Source organism: Heyndrickxia sp. MSNUG (genome assembly GCF_049532715.1).
Taxonomy (GTDB): Bacteria; Bacillota; Bacilli; order Bacillales; family Cytobacillaceae; genus Mesobacillus.
Map to the genome: position 1 here is coordinate 4,819,005 of NZ_CP150978.1, position 15,003 is coordinate 4,834,007.

At 42.5% G+C, this 15,003-nt stretch carries 11 protein-coding genes and 3 tRNA genes; all 14 read right to left on the bottom strand.

Going from position 1 to position 15,003, the window contains the following annotated elements; translation table 11 throughout:
* The 14 genes from AABM38_RS23950 to AABM38_RS24015 all read right to left on the bottom strand — a co-directional run bounded on the left by AABM38_RS23950 (nucleotide 1) and on the right by AABM38_RS24015 (nucleotide 14,943).
* Complete coding sequence (locus AABM38_RS23950) at nucleotides 1–1,482, bottom strand: peptidoglycan DD-metalloendopeptidase family protein (protein ID WP_423408628.1); 1,482 nt, start codon at nucleotides 1,480–1,482, stop codon at nucleotides 1–3.
* 385 nt (nucleotides 1,483–1,867) lie between these two features.
* Nucleotides 1,868–1,940 (bottom strand) — tRNA-Phe (locus tag AABM38_RS23955).
* 291 nt (nucleotides 1,941–2,231) lie between these two features.
* A tRNA-Glu gene (locus AABM38_RS23960) sits at nucleotides 2,232–2,303 on the bottom strand.
* Between the two features lie 10 nt (nucleotides 2,304–2,313).
* A tRNA-Lys gene (locus tag AABM38_RS23965) sits at nucleotides 2,314–2,389 on the bottom strand.
* 660 nt (nucleotides 2,390–3,049) lie between these two features.
* Nucleotides 3,050–4,339 carry an adenylosuccinate synthase gene (locus AABM38_RS23970; RefSeq protein WP_423408629.1) on the bottom strand — a complete coding sequence of 430 codons (1,290 nt, stop codon included), beginning with the start codon at nucleotides 4,337–4,339 and terminating at the stop codon, nucleotides 3,050–3,052.
* A gap of 201 nt (nucleotides 4,340–4,540) precedes the next feature.
* Nucleotides 4,541–5,905, bottom strand: coding sequence for a replicative DNA helicase (gene dnaB / locus AABM38_RS23975; RefSeq protein ID WP_335375909.1), 1,365 nt, complete (start codon nucleotides 5,903–5,905; stop codon nucleotides 4,541–4,543).
* Between the two features lie 321 nt (nucleotides 5,906–6,226).
* Nucleotides 6,227–6,676: a 50S ribosomal protein L9 gene (gene rplI / locus AABM38_RS23980; protein WP_335375908.1), complete on the bottom strand. Its 450-nt coding sequence runs from the start codon at nucleotides 6,674–6,676 to the stop codon at nucleotides 6,227–6,229.
* The gene (locus tag AABM38_RS23985) at nucleotides 6,673–8,646 is read right to left on the bottom strand and encodes a DHH family phosphoesterase (protein ID WP_423408630.1); all 1,974 of its coding nucleotides are present in this window, start codon (nucleotides 8,644–8,646) and stop codon (nucleotides 6,673–6,675) included. The genes rplI and AABM38_RS23985 overlap by 4 nt, the downstream gene beginning before the upstream one ends.
* A gap of 30 nt (nucleotides 8,647–8,676) precedes the next feature.
* On the bottom strand, nucleotides 8,677–9,618 hold the full coding sequence (locus tag AABM38_RS23990) for a YybS family protein (RefSeq protein ID WP_423408631.1): 942 nt from the start codon (nucleotides 9,616–9,618) through the stop codon (nucleotides 8,677–8,679).
* Nucleotides 9,619–9,811: 193 nt separating this feature from the next.
* Nucleotides 9,812–10,048, bottom strand: coding sequence for a 30S ribosomal protein S18 (gene rpsR / locus AABM38_RS23995; protein WP_207501589.1), 237 nt, complete (start codon nucleotides 10,046–10,048; stop codon nucleotides 9,812–9,814).
* Nucleotides 10,049–10,099: 51 nt separating this feature from the next.
* Nucleotides 10,100–10,591 (bottom strand): single-stranded DNA-binding protein, encoded by a 492-nt coding sequence (gene ssb, locus AABM38_RS24000; protein WP_335375905.1) that lies wholly within the window; start codon nucleotides 10,589–10,591, stop codon nucleotides 10,100–10,102.
* A 77-nt stretch (nucleotides 10,592–10,668) separates the two neighbouring features.
* Nucleotides 10,669–10,956: a 30S ribosomal protein S6 gene (rpsF, locus tag AABM38_RS24005; protein WP_335375904.1), complete on the bottom strand. Its 288-nt coding sequence runs from the start codon at nucleotides 10,954–10,956 to the stop codon at nucleotides 10,669–10,671.
* Nucleotides 10,957–11,416: 460 nt separating this feature from the next.
* Complete coding sequence (gene ychF / locus AABM38_RS24010) at nucleotides 11,417–12,517, bottom strand: redox-regulated ATPase YchF (RefSeq protein WP_423408632.1); 1,101 nt, start codon at nucleotides 12,515–12,517, stop codon at nucleotides 11,417–11,419.
* Between the two features lie 434 nt (nucleotides 12,518–12,951).
* Nucleotides 12,952–14,943, bottom strand: a complete 1,992-nt coding sequence (locus AABM38_RS24015; RefSeq protein WP_423408633.1) for a molybdopterin-dependent oxidoreductase — start codon at nucleotides 14,941–14,943, stop codon at nucleotides 12,952–12,954.
* Between the last annotated feature and the right edge of the window lie 60 nt (nucleotides 14,944–15,003).

Here is a 15,003-nt window from a genome sequence, read left to right on the forward strand (position 1 = left end):
TTAGCGATTGAGTTTAGACATTGGATTGATCAACTTTCCATTTTGATAAACTTCAAAATGGAGATGGATTCCAGTAGAGTTGCCTGTCCTTCCCATAATGCCAATCTTTGAACCGCGAGCTACTGTCTGCCCTGGGCTTACTGTAATAGATGCAAGATGCGCATACATCGTTCTATAACCATTTTGATGGTCAATTATGATTTTATTGCCGTATCCATCATTATTATTGCCGGCTGAAACAATCACACCGTTATCAGCGGCTTTAATTGTATAGTTGCTAGGCCTTGCGATGTCAATTCCTTTATGCATCCTGCTCCAGCGGTAACCCTGCTGACTTGATATGTAACCACCGTTAGTCGGCCATACAAAGGTTCCTTCTCCACGAGACGGAACAACCTTTGTTCCTTTGATGATGATTTCATTTACCGGTTTCTGGAGTACTTCTGTTTTAATCGCTTCTTTTTTGACAACCTGGCCATTCTTTTCTGATGTTACATAAATTTTCCCATTAACACCATTCTTGCCAGTTTGCTGCTTCTTCGTATCGCCTTTGAACATTTTCGGGTTATTTACAACCTCTTTTTGGAAGACGACTTCTTCTTTTACATAAGCCTGGCGATCAACAACCACTTCTACAAAAGGCTTTAACACCGTTACATTAAGCTCCTGGCCAGGCTTTAAAACTGAATCCTCTTTAAGCTCTTTGTTTAATGAAAGTAATTGAGTTAACTTCAAATTATGTGAGCTTGCAATGCTTCCTAGGACATCCCCATCTTTAACCTGGTACTTCTGTTCTTCCAGCGTACCCTTTTTAAGAAGCTTAATCGCTTCTTCCACTGTTAAGATTTTTTCAGGGTCAATTTTTTCTGATGATTGTGAAACATCTTTTGTAAAACGAACGTCTAATATACGAGTTTCATTTTCTTTCACTTCGGGTATTGGTAGATTAGGAGATTTCTTTCTATTCTCCAACCCAGCTAATTCTTCTTCACTTACATACTCAAGCATCATTTTTTTCAAGACTTCTTTAGATGCTTCCTGATCCTTTAAGTAAGCTACAGGCTCACCGTCAATCACAAGAGCTGATGCTTCTGCCTGAACAGCCATTTGACTCTTGATTGCGTTTAACACTTCTGAACTATCAGCATTTGCCGCCGAAGAAAATACCTGTTCAGGAATAAAAGAAACATCTAGTCCAAGATCAACTTCAAGATCTTTATATTCTTTTTGAACCGATGTTACCTTCTCTTCAACCATTTTTTCAACTTCAGCTTTATCCGCTACAGTTCCTACGAATTTATCATTTAAATAGACATAATATACAGTTGTTAGATTCGACTCAGCAGCAAGGGCGACATTTCCAGCACCAAAGGACAACGCAGCTACAGTGACTGCAGCCAAGATTGACTTCTTGATTGTCGGATTCATCCCTTTTGATGTTTTGCCCGCAAGACTGGACAGCTTCTTTTTAAAATTCTTCATTCTGATCCTCCTACACTACGGTAAAACAAAATATATAATTCTAGTACTATTTAACCAATTTCAGAAAATTGTACCTTTATACTTTACCATAAAATGTATCAGTAAGACTGCTAGACTTCATTATGTAACAAAAATGTATAATAGCTGACATTAAATTACGCTATTTGTAAGTAATTTGGTAACGTATGCTGGTATATTTTCATTGAAAATATGTTTAAAACCCAGTTATGATAAGGCTTTTATCCTAGTTTTATAGAATAAACTTTTTTACATTATTAAAGTAACATAACCCAGTTTTGGATGATGAAAATTATCAGTAATATTACAATTATGTTACAAAAAGACAAAAAAAGGAGCATGTCATATGACACGCTCCCTTTTTTAATGGCTCAGGACGGAATCGAACCGCCGACACAAGGATTTTCAGTCCTTTGCTCTACCGACTGAGCTACTGAGCCATGATAATATTGTATCCTAAACTTTGTTTTGTTTTAGGACCCTTTGCTCGAATGACCTTACGGTCTTTCTCGCAAGTTGCCAAGAATGCTTAGTCGAAGATGTGAGCAACTTGCTCTACCGACTGAGCTACTGAGCCAAGATAATATTGTTTCCTAAACTTTGTTTTGTTTAAGACCCTTTGCTCGAATGACCTCCCGGTCTTTCTTGCAAGTTGCCGCAGATGCTTAGTCGAGGATGTGAGCAACTTGCTCTACCGACTGAGCTACTGAGCCAAGATAAAATATGTAAAGTGACCCCTACGGGATTCGAACCCGTGTTACCGCCGTGAAAGGGCGGTGTCTTAACCGCTTGACCAAGGGGCCATAATGGAAATGGTGAGCCATGAAGGACTCGAACCTTCGACCCTCTGATTAAAAGTCAGATGCTCTACCGACTGAGCTAATGGCTCGTATTGTGGGCATTCATACCTTGTTTGGTTTACCCAATTATGATGCGCAATTCGCATCTACGATGCTCGAAAGACCTCTCGGTCTTCCTCGCAAGTTGCCGCGGAAGTTAAATCAATGAAGTGAGCAACTTGCTCTACCGACTGAGCTAATGGCTCGTATTGATTACGATTGAACAACTGTCTTTTCTCAAGCTTGCAGTTCTTATCGCATTTTGTCGATTCGGTGACAACGTTGTTTATATTACCATAATAATTTAGTGTTTGTATATGTTTTTTTAAATTTTTTTTCGTATTATTTATTTTTCTAGGTTGCAGAGTAAAATTTTATAACTTTTGATTCAGATAGAGGACAAATTATTTATAAAAAATATGTTAGTGGAGCTGGATAATTTTATTTTAATGATCAAGTCTTTTTAGACAATTCAATTCCGCGAAAATGAAGGTTTATTCCGCGATAGTTTACCTTTATCCCGCGAAAAATAGTCTAAATCCCGCGAGCTTTTGTCGAAATCCCGCGAACTGGAAATTATTAATGTTTTTTTCCAATTCCAAGACCTCATTTCAACTTCGAACTTTATTTCTTAATGCCAAGTTATGAAGCACCATCCTCCTATAAAATTAAGAAACCCCCGCTCCATTGAGGACGGGGGTACAAATATATTAAGATCTCCAAGGACTGCGCACGACATTTGTCTGAGTGCGGTCAGGCCCTACTGAGAAGATTGACAATGGGATGCCTGTCAGCTGTGAAATGCGCTCCAGGTAGTGTCTAGCGTTCTCTGGAAGCTCATCTAGTGATTTACAGCCTGTGATGTCTTCTGTCCAGCCTGGAAGCTCCTCATACACTGGCTCACAGTCTGCCAGCATTTTGAGGCTTGCTGGGAACTCTTCAATCAATTCGCCTTTGTAGCGGTACGCAATGCAAATTTTCAGCGTTTCGATTCCTGTTAATACATCGATCGAGTTCAAAGATAGATCAGTAATTCCGCTAACGCGACGTGCATGGCGGACAACGACACTGTCGAACCAGCCGACACGGCGCGGACGGCCTGTTGTTGTACCATATTCACGACCTACTTCACGGATTTGGTGGCCAATCTCATTATCAAGCTCTGTTGGGAATGGGCCATCGCCAACGCGAGTTGTATAAGCCTTTGACACACCGACTATATGTTTAATCTTAGTTGGTCCAACTCCAGAGCCAATCGTTACGCCGCCGGCAACAGGGTTGGAAGAAGTAACGAATGGATATGTTCCCTGGTCGATATCAAGCATAACACCTTGCGCGCCTTCAAACAGCACACGGCGGCCATCATCAAGTGCATCATTCAATACTACAGATGTGTCCTGTACGTAATGTTTAATCTGCTGGCCATACTCATAATATTCATCAAGAATGTCTTCGATTTTGAAGCCTTCTGTCTCATAAATCCGTTCAAAAAGGCGATTCTTTTCCTCAAGGTTACGCGAAAGCTTTTCTTCGAAAGATTCGCGGTCAAGCAGGTCTGCAATCCTGATGCCGATTCGCGCAGCCTTATCCATGTATGCAGGTCCAATGCCCTTTTTAGTCGTACCAATCTTATTTGCACCCTTGCTAGCCTCTTCGACCTCATCAAGCTTCAGGTGGTAAGGAAGGATCACATGTGCACGGTTGCTGATACGCAGGTTGTCAGTTGTTACACCCTTGTCATGAAGATAGGCAAGTTCTTTAACAATTGCTTTTGGATCAACTACCATCCCGTTGCCAATCACGCTGATTTTATCTTTATAGAAAATTCCAGATGGAATTAAATGCAGTTTATATGTTTCGCCATTGAATTTTATTGTATGTCCAGCGTTGTTTCCACCCTGGTAACGGGCGATTACTTCAGCATTTTCAGAAAGGAAATCAGTAATCTTCCCTTTTCCTTCGTCTCCCCATTGTGTTCCTACTACTACTACTGATGACATATAAAAAGCACCTCCAAAGGTATACGGTAAATTCATTCCCGTTTCAAACATATAAAGTTTACCAGCTTTTTGAGTAAAAAGTCAATTAAACACGAACATTTTATTTGTGTTACAAATTATTCGTTCGTAAATACTATTTTTGAAAACAAAAGAGTTTTTTATGTAAAAAAAGAGAACTAATCCAATACGGATTAATTCTCATTATGCCCCTGGTGGAGCGTACGATTCATCATACCTCTGCTCGATGTTGACGAATTTGTTATATTCTTTTACGAAAGCAAGCTGTACGGTGCCAGTCGGGCCATTACGCTGCTTGGCGATAATGATTTCAATGATGTTCTTGTTTTCTGATTCTTTGTCATAATAGTCATCACGGTATAGGAAGGCAACAATATCAGCATCCTGCTCGATTGATCCGGATTCACGAATATCGGACATCATCGGGCGCTTATCCTGACGCTGTTCCACACCACGGGACAGCTGAGAAAGTGCTATAACCGGCACCTTCAGTTCACGGGCTAATTGCTTAAGTGAACGTGAAATCTCGGATACTTCCTGCTGACGATTTTCACCAGCACGGCCGCTTCCCAAAATAAGCTGCAAATAGTCAATCATAATCATGCCAAGCCCATGCTCCTGCTTTAGGCGGCGGCATTTTGAACGGATATCAGTGATTCGGACACCGGGAGTATCATCAATGAAAATCCCTGAGTTTGACAGGCTGCCCATAGCCATCGTCAGTTTTCCCCAGTCTTCGTCTGTCAGGGAACCCGTACGCAGTCTTTGGGCGTCAATATTGCCTTCAGCACATAGAACACGCATGACCAGCTGTTCTGCACCCATCTCCAAACTGAAGATTGCTACGTTTTCTCCCGTTTTCTTAGCCACGTTTTGAGCAATATTTAGTGCGAAGGCAGTTTTACCTACGGAAGGACGGGCACCAACAATGATCAAATCGTTTCGCTGGAAACCTGCTGTCATTCTATCGAGCTCGGTAAATCCCGTCTCGAGTCCGGTAATATCGCCTTTACGGTTATGCATTTCTTCAATATTGTCGTAAGTCCTTACAAGGACATCTTTTATATTATGAAAGGCTCCGGCACCTTTACGCTGGGCAACCTCCATGATGTTCTTTTCTGCTTCAGCGAGCAGTGCTTCCACTTCATCTTCACGCATATAGCCATCTTCGGCGATGCCAGAAGCTGTACGAATCAGCCTTCTGAGAAGCGATTTCTCTTCTACGATTCTAGCATAATATTCTATATTTGCCGCTGTCGGAACCGATGCAGCCAATTCACTTAAATAACTAACGCCGCCCACATCTTCAATCAGCTTGGAGGACGCCAGATTTTCTGTCACTGTCACTAAGTCGATCGCTTTTCCCTTATCACTCAAGTCCAGCATGACATTGAAGATTTTCTGGTGAGCTACCCGGTAAAAATCTTCAGGGATTAAGATTTCTGAAGCAAGAGTCAAAGCTGATGGTTCTAAAAATATCGCACCAAGCACTGCTTGTTCCGCTTCCATATTTTGTGGCGGAAGTCGATCCGCAAATAATTCACTCATCTGCCTGCCCCCTTACAAAAGGAATTCTTTCTATTTTTTAATGCTCTGTTAAACAAGGCTGTTGATTTTCGTTCCAGGCGCTTCGCTTTCCGCGGGGCTGGCGCTGAGCCTCCTCGTCGCTTCGCTCCTGCGGGGGCTCACCTGTCCAGCTTTAGCCCGCAGGAGTCTACGCGCCTTCCACTACAATCAACAGAGATTAAAAATCAACATTAAGCGTTAACAGAGTCTTTTTTAACAGAAAAAAGTGACCAGCCATTACCGATCACCATTTCTCTGTAACTATATTATTTTAACATGTTTATGACTAGATGGAACTGTAAATTATTTTCCTTCTTTTACATGGACATTCAAAGCAGCCTGAACTTCTTTATGAAGCTTGACTGGAACTTTCGTGTAGCCGAGCGTGCGGATTGCATCCTGAAGCTCGATTTTTCGTTTATCAAGCTTAATGCTATGCGCTTTTTGCAGTTCCTCAGCAATCTGCTTGCTTGTGATGGATCCAAATAAACGACCATCTTCCCCGGATTTCGCAGTGAGTTCCACTGTCACTTTTTCAAGTGTCTCCTTAAGAACTTTCGCTTGTTCCAATTCTTCCTGCGCCATTTTCTCTTCTTTTTTCTGCTGGGCATTCAAAGAACTCATTGCACCTTGATTTGCTTCAACTGCCAAGCCTTGCTTGATCAAGAAGTTGTGTGCATATCCATCAGCTACGTTTTTGATTTCGCCTTTTTTGCCTTTCCCTTTAACATCCTTCAAAAAGATTACTTTCATTCTTTTTGTCCCCCTTCTAAATATTCATTTATAGCATTTTTCACCATATCTTCCGCTTCATTGATGGATACATCATATAATTGGGTCGCTGCATTTGTTAAATGGCCGCCGCCTTCTAGATGCTCCATGATCACCTGGACATTGATTTCGCCAAGTGACCTGGCACTTACACCAATGGTATGGTCAGTTTTTTTAGAAATGACGAATGAAGCTGTGACGCCATCCATGGTCAAGAGAGTGTCTGCAGCCTGGGCAATGAGCACCTGGTCACAGTATACATCTTCCTCGCCTTTTGAAATGACTATGCCATCTCTGTGAAAATAGACATTCTCGATAATTTTTGCTCTTTTGATATACGTATTGATATCTTCTTTTAAAAACTTTTGGACAAGAACGGTGTCCGCGCCGTGGCTTCGCAAGTATGAAGCTGCATCAAAAGTACGTGCACCCGTTCTTAAAGTGAAGCTTTTAGTATCAACGATGATTCCAGCCAATAATGCAGTTGCCTCCAGCATTTGGATTTTACCATTCTTCGGCTGATATTCGAGCAGCTCGGTCACAAGTTCCGCTGTAGAAGATGCATATGGCTCCATATAGACAAGAAGAGGATTCTTAATGAATTCTTCCCCTCTGCGGTGATGATCGATGACAATGACATTTTCAATCCGATTCATGAGCCTTTCATCGATAACCAATGATGGCTTATGAGTATCGACCACGACAAGCAAAGTATCGTCAGTTGCGATTTCATATGCCTGTTCCGGTGAAATGAAACGCGAATACATCTCTTCATTTTGTTTGATTTCAGCCATCAGACGCTGTACGCCTGTATCTATTTCATTTTTATTATAAACAATAAATCCTTCTCGCTTATTCATCTGGGCAACTTTCAAAATTCCGATTGCAGAACCAATTGCGTCCATATCGGGATTCTTGTGTCCCATGATCAATACTTTGTCGCTTTCAACAACCAATTCCTTCAAAGCATGGGAAATGACCCTCGCCCTCACTCTGGTCCGTTTTTCAACGGGATTGGTCTTGCCGCCGTAAAATTTCACCTTTCCATTCGGCTGTTTGATCGCGACCTGATCCCCACCACGGCCCAATGCCAGATCGAGGCTGGACTGCGCCTGGGAACCAAGTTCAGGCAGCGAGGAAACACCTGTACCGACACCGATACTTAATGTGAGCGGAACATTTTGCTTGGAAGTCGTTTCTCTTACTTCATCTAAAATCGTGAACTTTCCCTTTTCCAGCATATGAAGGATGTTTTCACTGAAAACAGCGATAAATCGTTCAGAAGAAACCCTTTTAAGGAATACGCCATTATTGGTTGCCCACTTATTTAAAATGGATGTTACCAGGCTGTTCAAACTGCTTTTGGTCTGGTCATCCATCCCCTGTGTCAATTCCTCGTAGTTATCGAGATAGATGATGGCAATGACCGTTCTTTCATCATGATACATTTTCTCTATTTCTGCCTGTTCGGTTACATCAAAAAAATAGAGCAGCCGTTCTTCCGGCTTATGGATGACTCTGAATTTACGGTCATGCAGCGATATAATCTCCGTTTCAACCTCTTGCTTAATCAATGGTATGACGGCATCAGCCACATCGTATAAAGATCTTCCGACAAGAGTGTCTTCATGGAAGCATGAAGCGATGAAAGGGTTGGTCCATTCAATATAATAATCGTCATTGATCAGCATAATGCCAATCGGCATCTCCATCAGTGCTTCTTCGCCGACCTTTTTGACCCTGTACGACAAAGTGGAAATGTACTCTTCGGTTTCTTGTCTCATTTTATGATTCACTTGAAAAATGAGATATATCAACAGGCCGGTGAGAATGAACCCTGCTGCCCCTATAATCCAGTTATAGTAAGACAGCACTCCAATAAGCACCAGTGTTACGGCCATCAATCCATATAGTGGATAACGTATTTGCCGCCTCTCTAAATAAGAAGGCATGTGCTCAGCTCCTAAAGCAGTAGTTTCTGATTACTTCTTCTCCACAAGACGTTTTCTTAAATCAAATCCTAAATCAATTATACCTAATATCCTGACAATATAAAGAATAAAAGGCAGAAGGAATAAAAGGACGATAACAACGATTGGCAAAGCCTTAGGATACCCTTTAACATGAGTGATATAAAAGATAAAAGATAAACCCTGGAGAACCATCAGCATCTGGAGAATGAACGAAAGATTGGCAATCACCCAGAACCAATAAGTCCCCTCCTCAGGCCTCATCAGCAACGCTGCAAGCATCGTGAGAAGATAATACCATAAAATACTCTTTGGCAAGGCTAAGTCCCTGAATGGACGCCACTTTGGAACCTCTATTCCAAATCGCTTCAGAAATGGAAAGGATGCAAGCTGGATGACAAACACAAGCAGGAAAGATGCCATCACGAACATGCTAGGTACCAATGTCTCCATTAAATCAATCATGGATTCAAATTGCTTGATCATTTTCTCATCCGGTGACTGGCCAAATTGCTCAAGCATCTTGATCGACTGTTTAACTGACAAACGGAATGTATCCATTAATTCGTCAATAAAGTTAATTTTGAAAAGGACAATTGACACAGCATATTGAGCTACTATATTAACAAGAAACACTATGGAACCAGCCATGAAAACTGCCAGTCTGCTTTTCCCTTCCCTAATCATGTATCCCATTACTGCGCCTGTAGTTCCATAAGCAAGAGCGAGCGGTATCGCTAAAAAGGAACCAAGAATCATTGACAGCAAGACTCCGGCCAGAGTAAACACCGCGGTGCTTTTCAAATCATGTTTTGCTCCAAATAACAGGAAGGGCAATGCCAGGAAAAAATTAATTACTAAACTAAGTACAGGAATATATAAGGTAATCAGCAGCATAACAGCAAAGATTGCCAGTAATATGGCTCCTTCTGTCAGCTTGTATGTATTTTTCATAATTCACCCCTTAGCGGTAATACGCAAATGCCTTTAAGCTGAAAACCTGTAAGGACTTTTGCAAGAAAAAACTAACTCGTAAGCACTATTTTATCTACAAAGCACGGGACAATCAACCGAAGTGAAGGCAGAGGGTCAAAAACCTAATATAAAAGGCAGCGGGAGAACCCCGCTGCCTTTTAAAATCCGATCATTATTCGCCTGAAACGTATGGCAGTAATGCCATTTGACGAGCACGTTTGATCGCAACTGTCAATTTACGCTGATATTTAGCGCTAGTTCCAGTTACACGACGTGGTAAAATTTTACCGCGCTCAGAGATGAATTTTTTTAGAAGATCAGTATCTTTATAATCGATCTTTGTGATTCCGTTTGCTGTGAAGAAACAAACTTTACGGCGCTTTGCACGTCCGCCTCTGCGTCCACCCATTGCCATGGTCATTTCCCTCCTTGTATATTTTATAAAACGTCCGAGTTTATATTAGAATGGAAGATCATCATCTGAAATGTCGATTTGGCCGCCACCTGCAAATGGATCTTCATCTACTTTTGTATAACCTTGATTTTGGCGTTGATTCTGATTCCCAAATGGGGAACCTTGATCATTTTGGCGGGAATAGTTATTATCCCCTCTGTCTGAAGTTTGACCTTGACCTTTTGGCTCAAGGAACTGAACGCTCTCAGCTAGAACTTCTGTAACGTAAACACGTTTACCATCTTGTCCCTCATAGCTGCGAGTTTGTACACGTCCGTCTACGCCAGCCAGGCTGCCCTTCTTAAGGAAGTTAGCAACATTTTCAGCAGGACGGCGCCATACTACACAGTTAATGAAGTCCGCTTCTCTTTCACCCTGCTGGTTGGTAAATGCACGATTTACCGCAAGTGTGAAAGTAGCAACTGCAACTCCATTCGGTGTGAAGCGCAATTCAGGATCCTTAGTCAAACGGCCGACAAGAATGACACGATTCATCATCAGAATCAACTCCTTCCCCTCAGCTATGCTGTTTCACGTGAAACAATTCCAGCTGAAAGTATATATCAAATTTATATTTATTCTTCTTCTTTAATTACGATGTGGCGAATGATATCTTCGCTGATCTTTGCAAGACGAGAGAATTCCTCAACTGCAGCTGGCTCAGCATTTACTTTTAAAAGCTGGTAGTAGCCATCACGAAAATCATTGATTTCATAAGCAAGACGGCGTTTGCCCCATTCTTTAGCTTCTGAAACTTCCGCACCGTTATCTGTTAAAATTCCACTGAAACGCTCAGTTAGAGCCTTTTTAGCTTCCTCTTCAATATTTGGGCGGATGATGTACATAACTTCGTACTTTCTCATCACTGTCACCTCCTTTTGGTCTGACGGCCCCATTACAGGGCAAGGAATAATTGTTTAATTACTCACAAGTTGAAATTATACCATAGTTATTTTTCAAAAGCAATGCTATGAAAAGCGATAAAACATTTCATATTTATAGCCTTTTTTAATCCATAACTAAACACTAACATATGTTCGTATTTTTGTCCAAGCTTATAAATTAAGGCTGTGTTAAACTTGTCTGTTGATTTCCGCTCCAGGCGCTTCGCTTTCCGGGGGGCGTCAGGTGAGCCTCCTCGTCGCTTTGCTCCTGCGGGGTCTCACCTTGGCCGCTAATCCCCCAGGAGTCTGCGCGCCTTCCGCTCCAATCAACAGGTGCTAAAAAATCAACATTGTACTTTAACACAGCCTAAATTAAAACTGATACTATTTTAGCCAAAAATATAAAAGCCCCGCGATTTGCGCCGCAGGGCTTTTACTATTAGACGTTAAAACGGAAGTGGATGATATCTCCGTCTTTCACTTCATATTCTTTTCCTTCAAGACGAACCTTTCCAGCCTCTTTGGCAGCTGTCATTGTGCCTGCTGCAAGCAAGTCATCATAATGGACTGTCTCTGCACGGATGAATCCGCGCTCAAAGTCTGAATGGATGACGCCGGCACATTGAGGCGCCTTCATGCCGCGGCGGAATGTCCAGGCACGGACTTCCTGCACACCGGCTGTGAAGTAAGTAGCCAGTCCAAGCAGGCTGTATGCTGCACGAATCAACTGGTCCAAACCTGACTCTTCGATGCCAAGCTCTTCAAGGAACATAGCTTTTTCTTCACCTTCAAGTTCAGCAATTTCTTCTTCAATCTTCGCGCAAATAACGATTACTTCAGCATTTTCCTTTGCTGCGAATTCGCGGACCTTCTGGACGTATTCGTTGTTGTTCGGATCTGCAACTTCATCTTCACTCACGTTTGCCACATATAACATTGGCTTGATTGTAAGCAAATGAAGATGTTTAACAATCTTCATTTCTTCTTCCGTGAAATCAACCGCACGCGCTGGCTGCTCTGCTTCAAATGCTTCACGAAGGCGAGCTAAGATTGGGAATTCGATAGCTGCATCCTTATCTTTTTGCTTAGCAAGCTTTTCAACACGGCCAATTCTTTTTTCAACTGATTCAAGGTCAGCAAGGATTAACTCCAGGTTAATAACCTCAATATCAGAGATAGGATCTACTTTACCCGCAACGTGGGTGATATTGTCATCTGCAAAGCAGCGAACTACCTGACAGATTGCATCTACCTGGCGGATATGTGAAAGGAACTTGTTGCCGAGTCCCTCACCTTTGCTTGCGCCTTTAACAATCCCGGCGATATCAGTGAATTCAAAAGCTGTTGGTACAGTCTTTTTCGGCTGTACAAGCTCAGTCAATTTATTTAAACGATGGTCAGGAACTTCAACAATCCCTACGTTCGGGTCGATCGTACAGAACGGATAGTTTGCTGATTCAGCACCAGCCTGTGTAATTGCATTAAACAAAGTTGATTTCCCTACGTTAGGAAGTCCAACAATACCTGCTGTTAAGGCCATCCATGTCACTCCTCTATATTAAAAAATATCTATTCAAGCTAGAATCACCTAAACGATTTTGCCTCTCACAATTATAGAGATTACCGGGTGAAAAGACAAGCACATAAGAAAAGCGCAAGCGCCTTGGTCAGCCCCGACAAGCGCTGGCCGACTAAAACCGCCACGTCCTGTGGCAACGTCGGCACTAGGACGTCCTGTCCGTCGAAGGGCCTGACAGTGAAGTCGCTCTTTGACTTCATTGGCAGGACCGAAGCGTCTCGAGGAGTTAGGAGCCGCAGCTAGACAAGCGACTCGAGGGGCAAGGCGCTGGAGCTGGACATTTTTCGAAATGAATAAAATACTTATTATTTTTTTGAAAGCATAATTGCTCATGTTCCCCTAAATTCCTGTTTACAAAGTAAATACCGCACTTCATACAGAAGTGCGGCAACCGATTAGATGGATTCAACTTTTTCGATATTAACAAGGCAATCATACAAAGTGCTTCCTAAGCCATTGTCTGATTCTCTGCTCGAGGTAAGCTGATTCACTGAACCGCCAAACCTCGCACTTAAACCTTCATCAATATTTACCGTCCCGGCATGTGCGTTTTTCATTACGGAGACATATCCGTTAATTTCTCCTCTGTCGTTCCATACACGAACATGATCCTGGTTTTTGAGTCCCTTTTCAACCGCTACGCTTTCTGCAAGTTCTACTTTTACGTAAGGCGCAGGCTCAAGCAGGTGAAAATGCTGTGAATGGTTGGATCGCAGCGGATGGATGGTCAAAAGAGTATATGGATATTTTTTCGCCAGTTCTGAATTCGTCCATTTCGTTTCTGTGGGCAGTGACAGCGTCAGATTTCCTTTTGAAGAAGTGAATTCATATTTCCCGCTTGCCGTTTTAAAATGACGATCACTCCATGGAATTTTATTGACTGGGAGCTCCAGGAATTTTTCCGTACGGATTTTATCAAGAGTAATGCCGTTTTCGACAAGCGAAGCCAGCCCCATTCCGAGGTATCCTTCCCTTGTAAAATCAAACTCCTTACCAAAGCCTAAGCGCTTCGCCAATTCAGTCCAAATCCAAGCATCAGGCCTGGCTTCCCCAGGGGGCTCAACCAGCTTAGGACCATGATTCACGTAGTGATGGTACATGGAAGAATAATAGACGTCCTCCACTTCAAAAACGGTGGCAGCGGGCAGGACATAGTCTGCGAGCATAGCCGTATCTGTCATAAACTGGTCGATGACCACTAGAGTTTCTAATGAAGAAAAGGCCTCTTTTACCCTTTTTGTATCGGGAACCTGGGTTAATGGATTTCCGCATGTCACAATCCCCATTTTGATTTCTGGATCGATAGCCGAAAGAATCCCTTCCGCCTGTCTCATCATCGTGAACGAACGTGATGCGGTCTTCCTTTCAGGCATTGTCATTTCGTTGAAGGCAAAGCTTTGGCCAACCTGCTTATTCGCATAGTTGGCTCCGCCGCCTGAAATCCCGATATTGCCGCTGACAGCAACAAGTGCATCAAGCAGCCTGATTGTGTTTCCTCCATTTTCATATCGCTGCATACCTAAGCCCATGATGGTGGAAACTGGACGGTCAGCGTACACTTCAGCAAGATGAGTAATGGTTTCTGCTGGTACCTCTGTCATCTCACTGATTGATTCCAATGAAACGCTGTCCAGCAACGTCAATAAATCAGGCAGGCCGACCGTATGATTTGCTAAAAATTCCTCGTCCTGTAAATTAATCCTAAACATTTCTTTCATGATTCCCGCAGCCAGAAGGCCGTCAAAGCCAGGCTTGATTGATATATATTCATCTGCAAGCTTCGCAGTCGCGTTATAGATCGGATCAATAACATATAGTTTTGTTCCATTCTTTTTCACTGACTGAAGGTTTTGATATAAATGCATATTTGTCCTGGCGACATTTCTTCCCCAAATGACAATATGTTTGCTATTCTTCAAATCATCAGGTGCATGGCTGTATGCATCGCCGAAATCCCAGTTTTGCGCTTCTATGCCGGCTCCCCAGCAAATCGAGCCTGTCAGTTCTGTCACACCGCCATAAAGATTAAAGAATCGGCTGTCCAGATTCGTAAGCAGGCCGCTGTTCGCATAGTCATGGCTATGCAATACAGAAGTAGTTCCGTACTTTTCTTTATAATAAGCTAATTTTTCAGCGATTTCGTCGAGAGCCTGACTCCAGGATATTTGCTCAAAGCGTTCTCCAGCTTTTTTCAGGGGATACAGCAATCTTTCCTGCGAATTTGTCCGGTTCTCAAGTATCCTGCCGCGGCCGCAAATCTTTCCCTGTGTGATTGGATGCTCAGGATTGCCTTCAACCTTCAATACTTTTCCATCTTCAACGGTAACAAGGAAGCCGCAGCTGTCCCAGCAATTCAACGGACAAGCTGAATGATGTACTGTTGCCAATTCCTCATCTCCCCATCTCTATCTATTTAGTCAATCTAAATATATTTTTTATTATTAAGA

Bases quoted from the DNA above. Each gene is read 5' to 3' on its own strand.
- ssb (WP_335375905.1), bottom strand. From the start codon at position 10,591: ATGATGAATCGTGTCATTCTTGTCGGCCGTTTGACTAAGGATCCTGAA.
- rpsF (WP_335375904.1), bottom strand. From the start codon at position 10,956: ATGAGAAAGTACGAAGTTATGTACATCATCCGCCCAAATATTGAAGAG.
- AABM38_RS23990 (WP_423408631.1), bottom strand. From the start codon at position 9,618: ATGAAAAATACATACAAGCTGACAGAAGGAGCCATATTACTGGCAATC.
- rplI (WP_335375908.1), bottom strand. From the start codon at position 6,676: ATGAAAGTAATCTTTTTGAAGGATGTTAAAGGGAAAGGCAAAAAAGGC.
- AABM38_RS23985 (WP_423408630.1), bottom strand. From the start codon at position 8,646: ATGCCTTCTTATTTAGAGAGGCGGCAAATACGTTATCCACTATATGGA.
- ychF (WP_423408632.1), bottom strand. From the start codon at position 12,517: ATGGCCTTAACAGCAGGTATTGTTGGACTTCCTAACGTAGGGAAATCA.
- rpsR (WP_207501589.1), bottom strand. From the start codon at position 10,048: ATGGGTGGACGCAGAGGCGGACGTGCAAAGCGCCGTAAAGTTTGTTTC.
- AABM38_RS23970 (WP_423408629.1), bottom strand. From the start codon at position 4,339: ATGTCATCAGTAGTAGTAGTAGGAACACAATGGGGAGACGAAGGAAAA.
- AABM38_RS23950 (WP_423408628.1), bottom strand. From the start codon at position 1,482: ATGAAGAATTTTAAAAAGAAGCTGTCCAGTCTTGCGGGCAAAACATCA.
- dnaB (WP_335375909.1), bottom strand. From the start codon at position 5,905: ATGAGTGAATTATTTGCGGATCGACTTCCGCCACAAAATATGGAAGCG.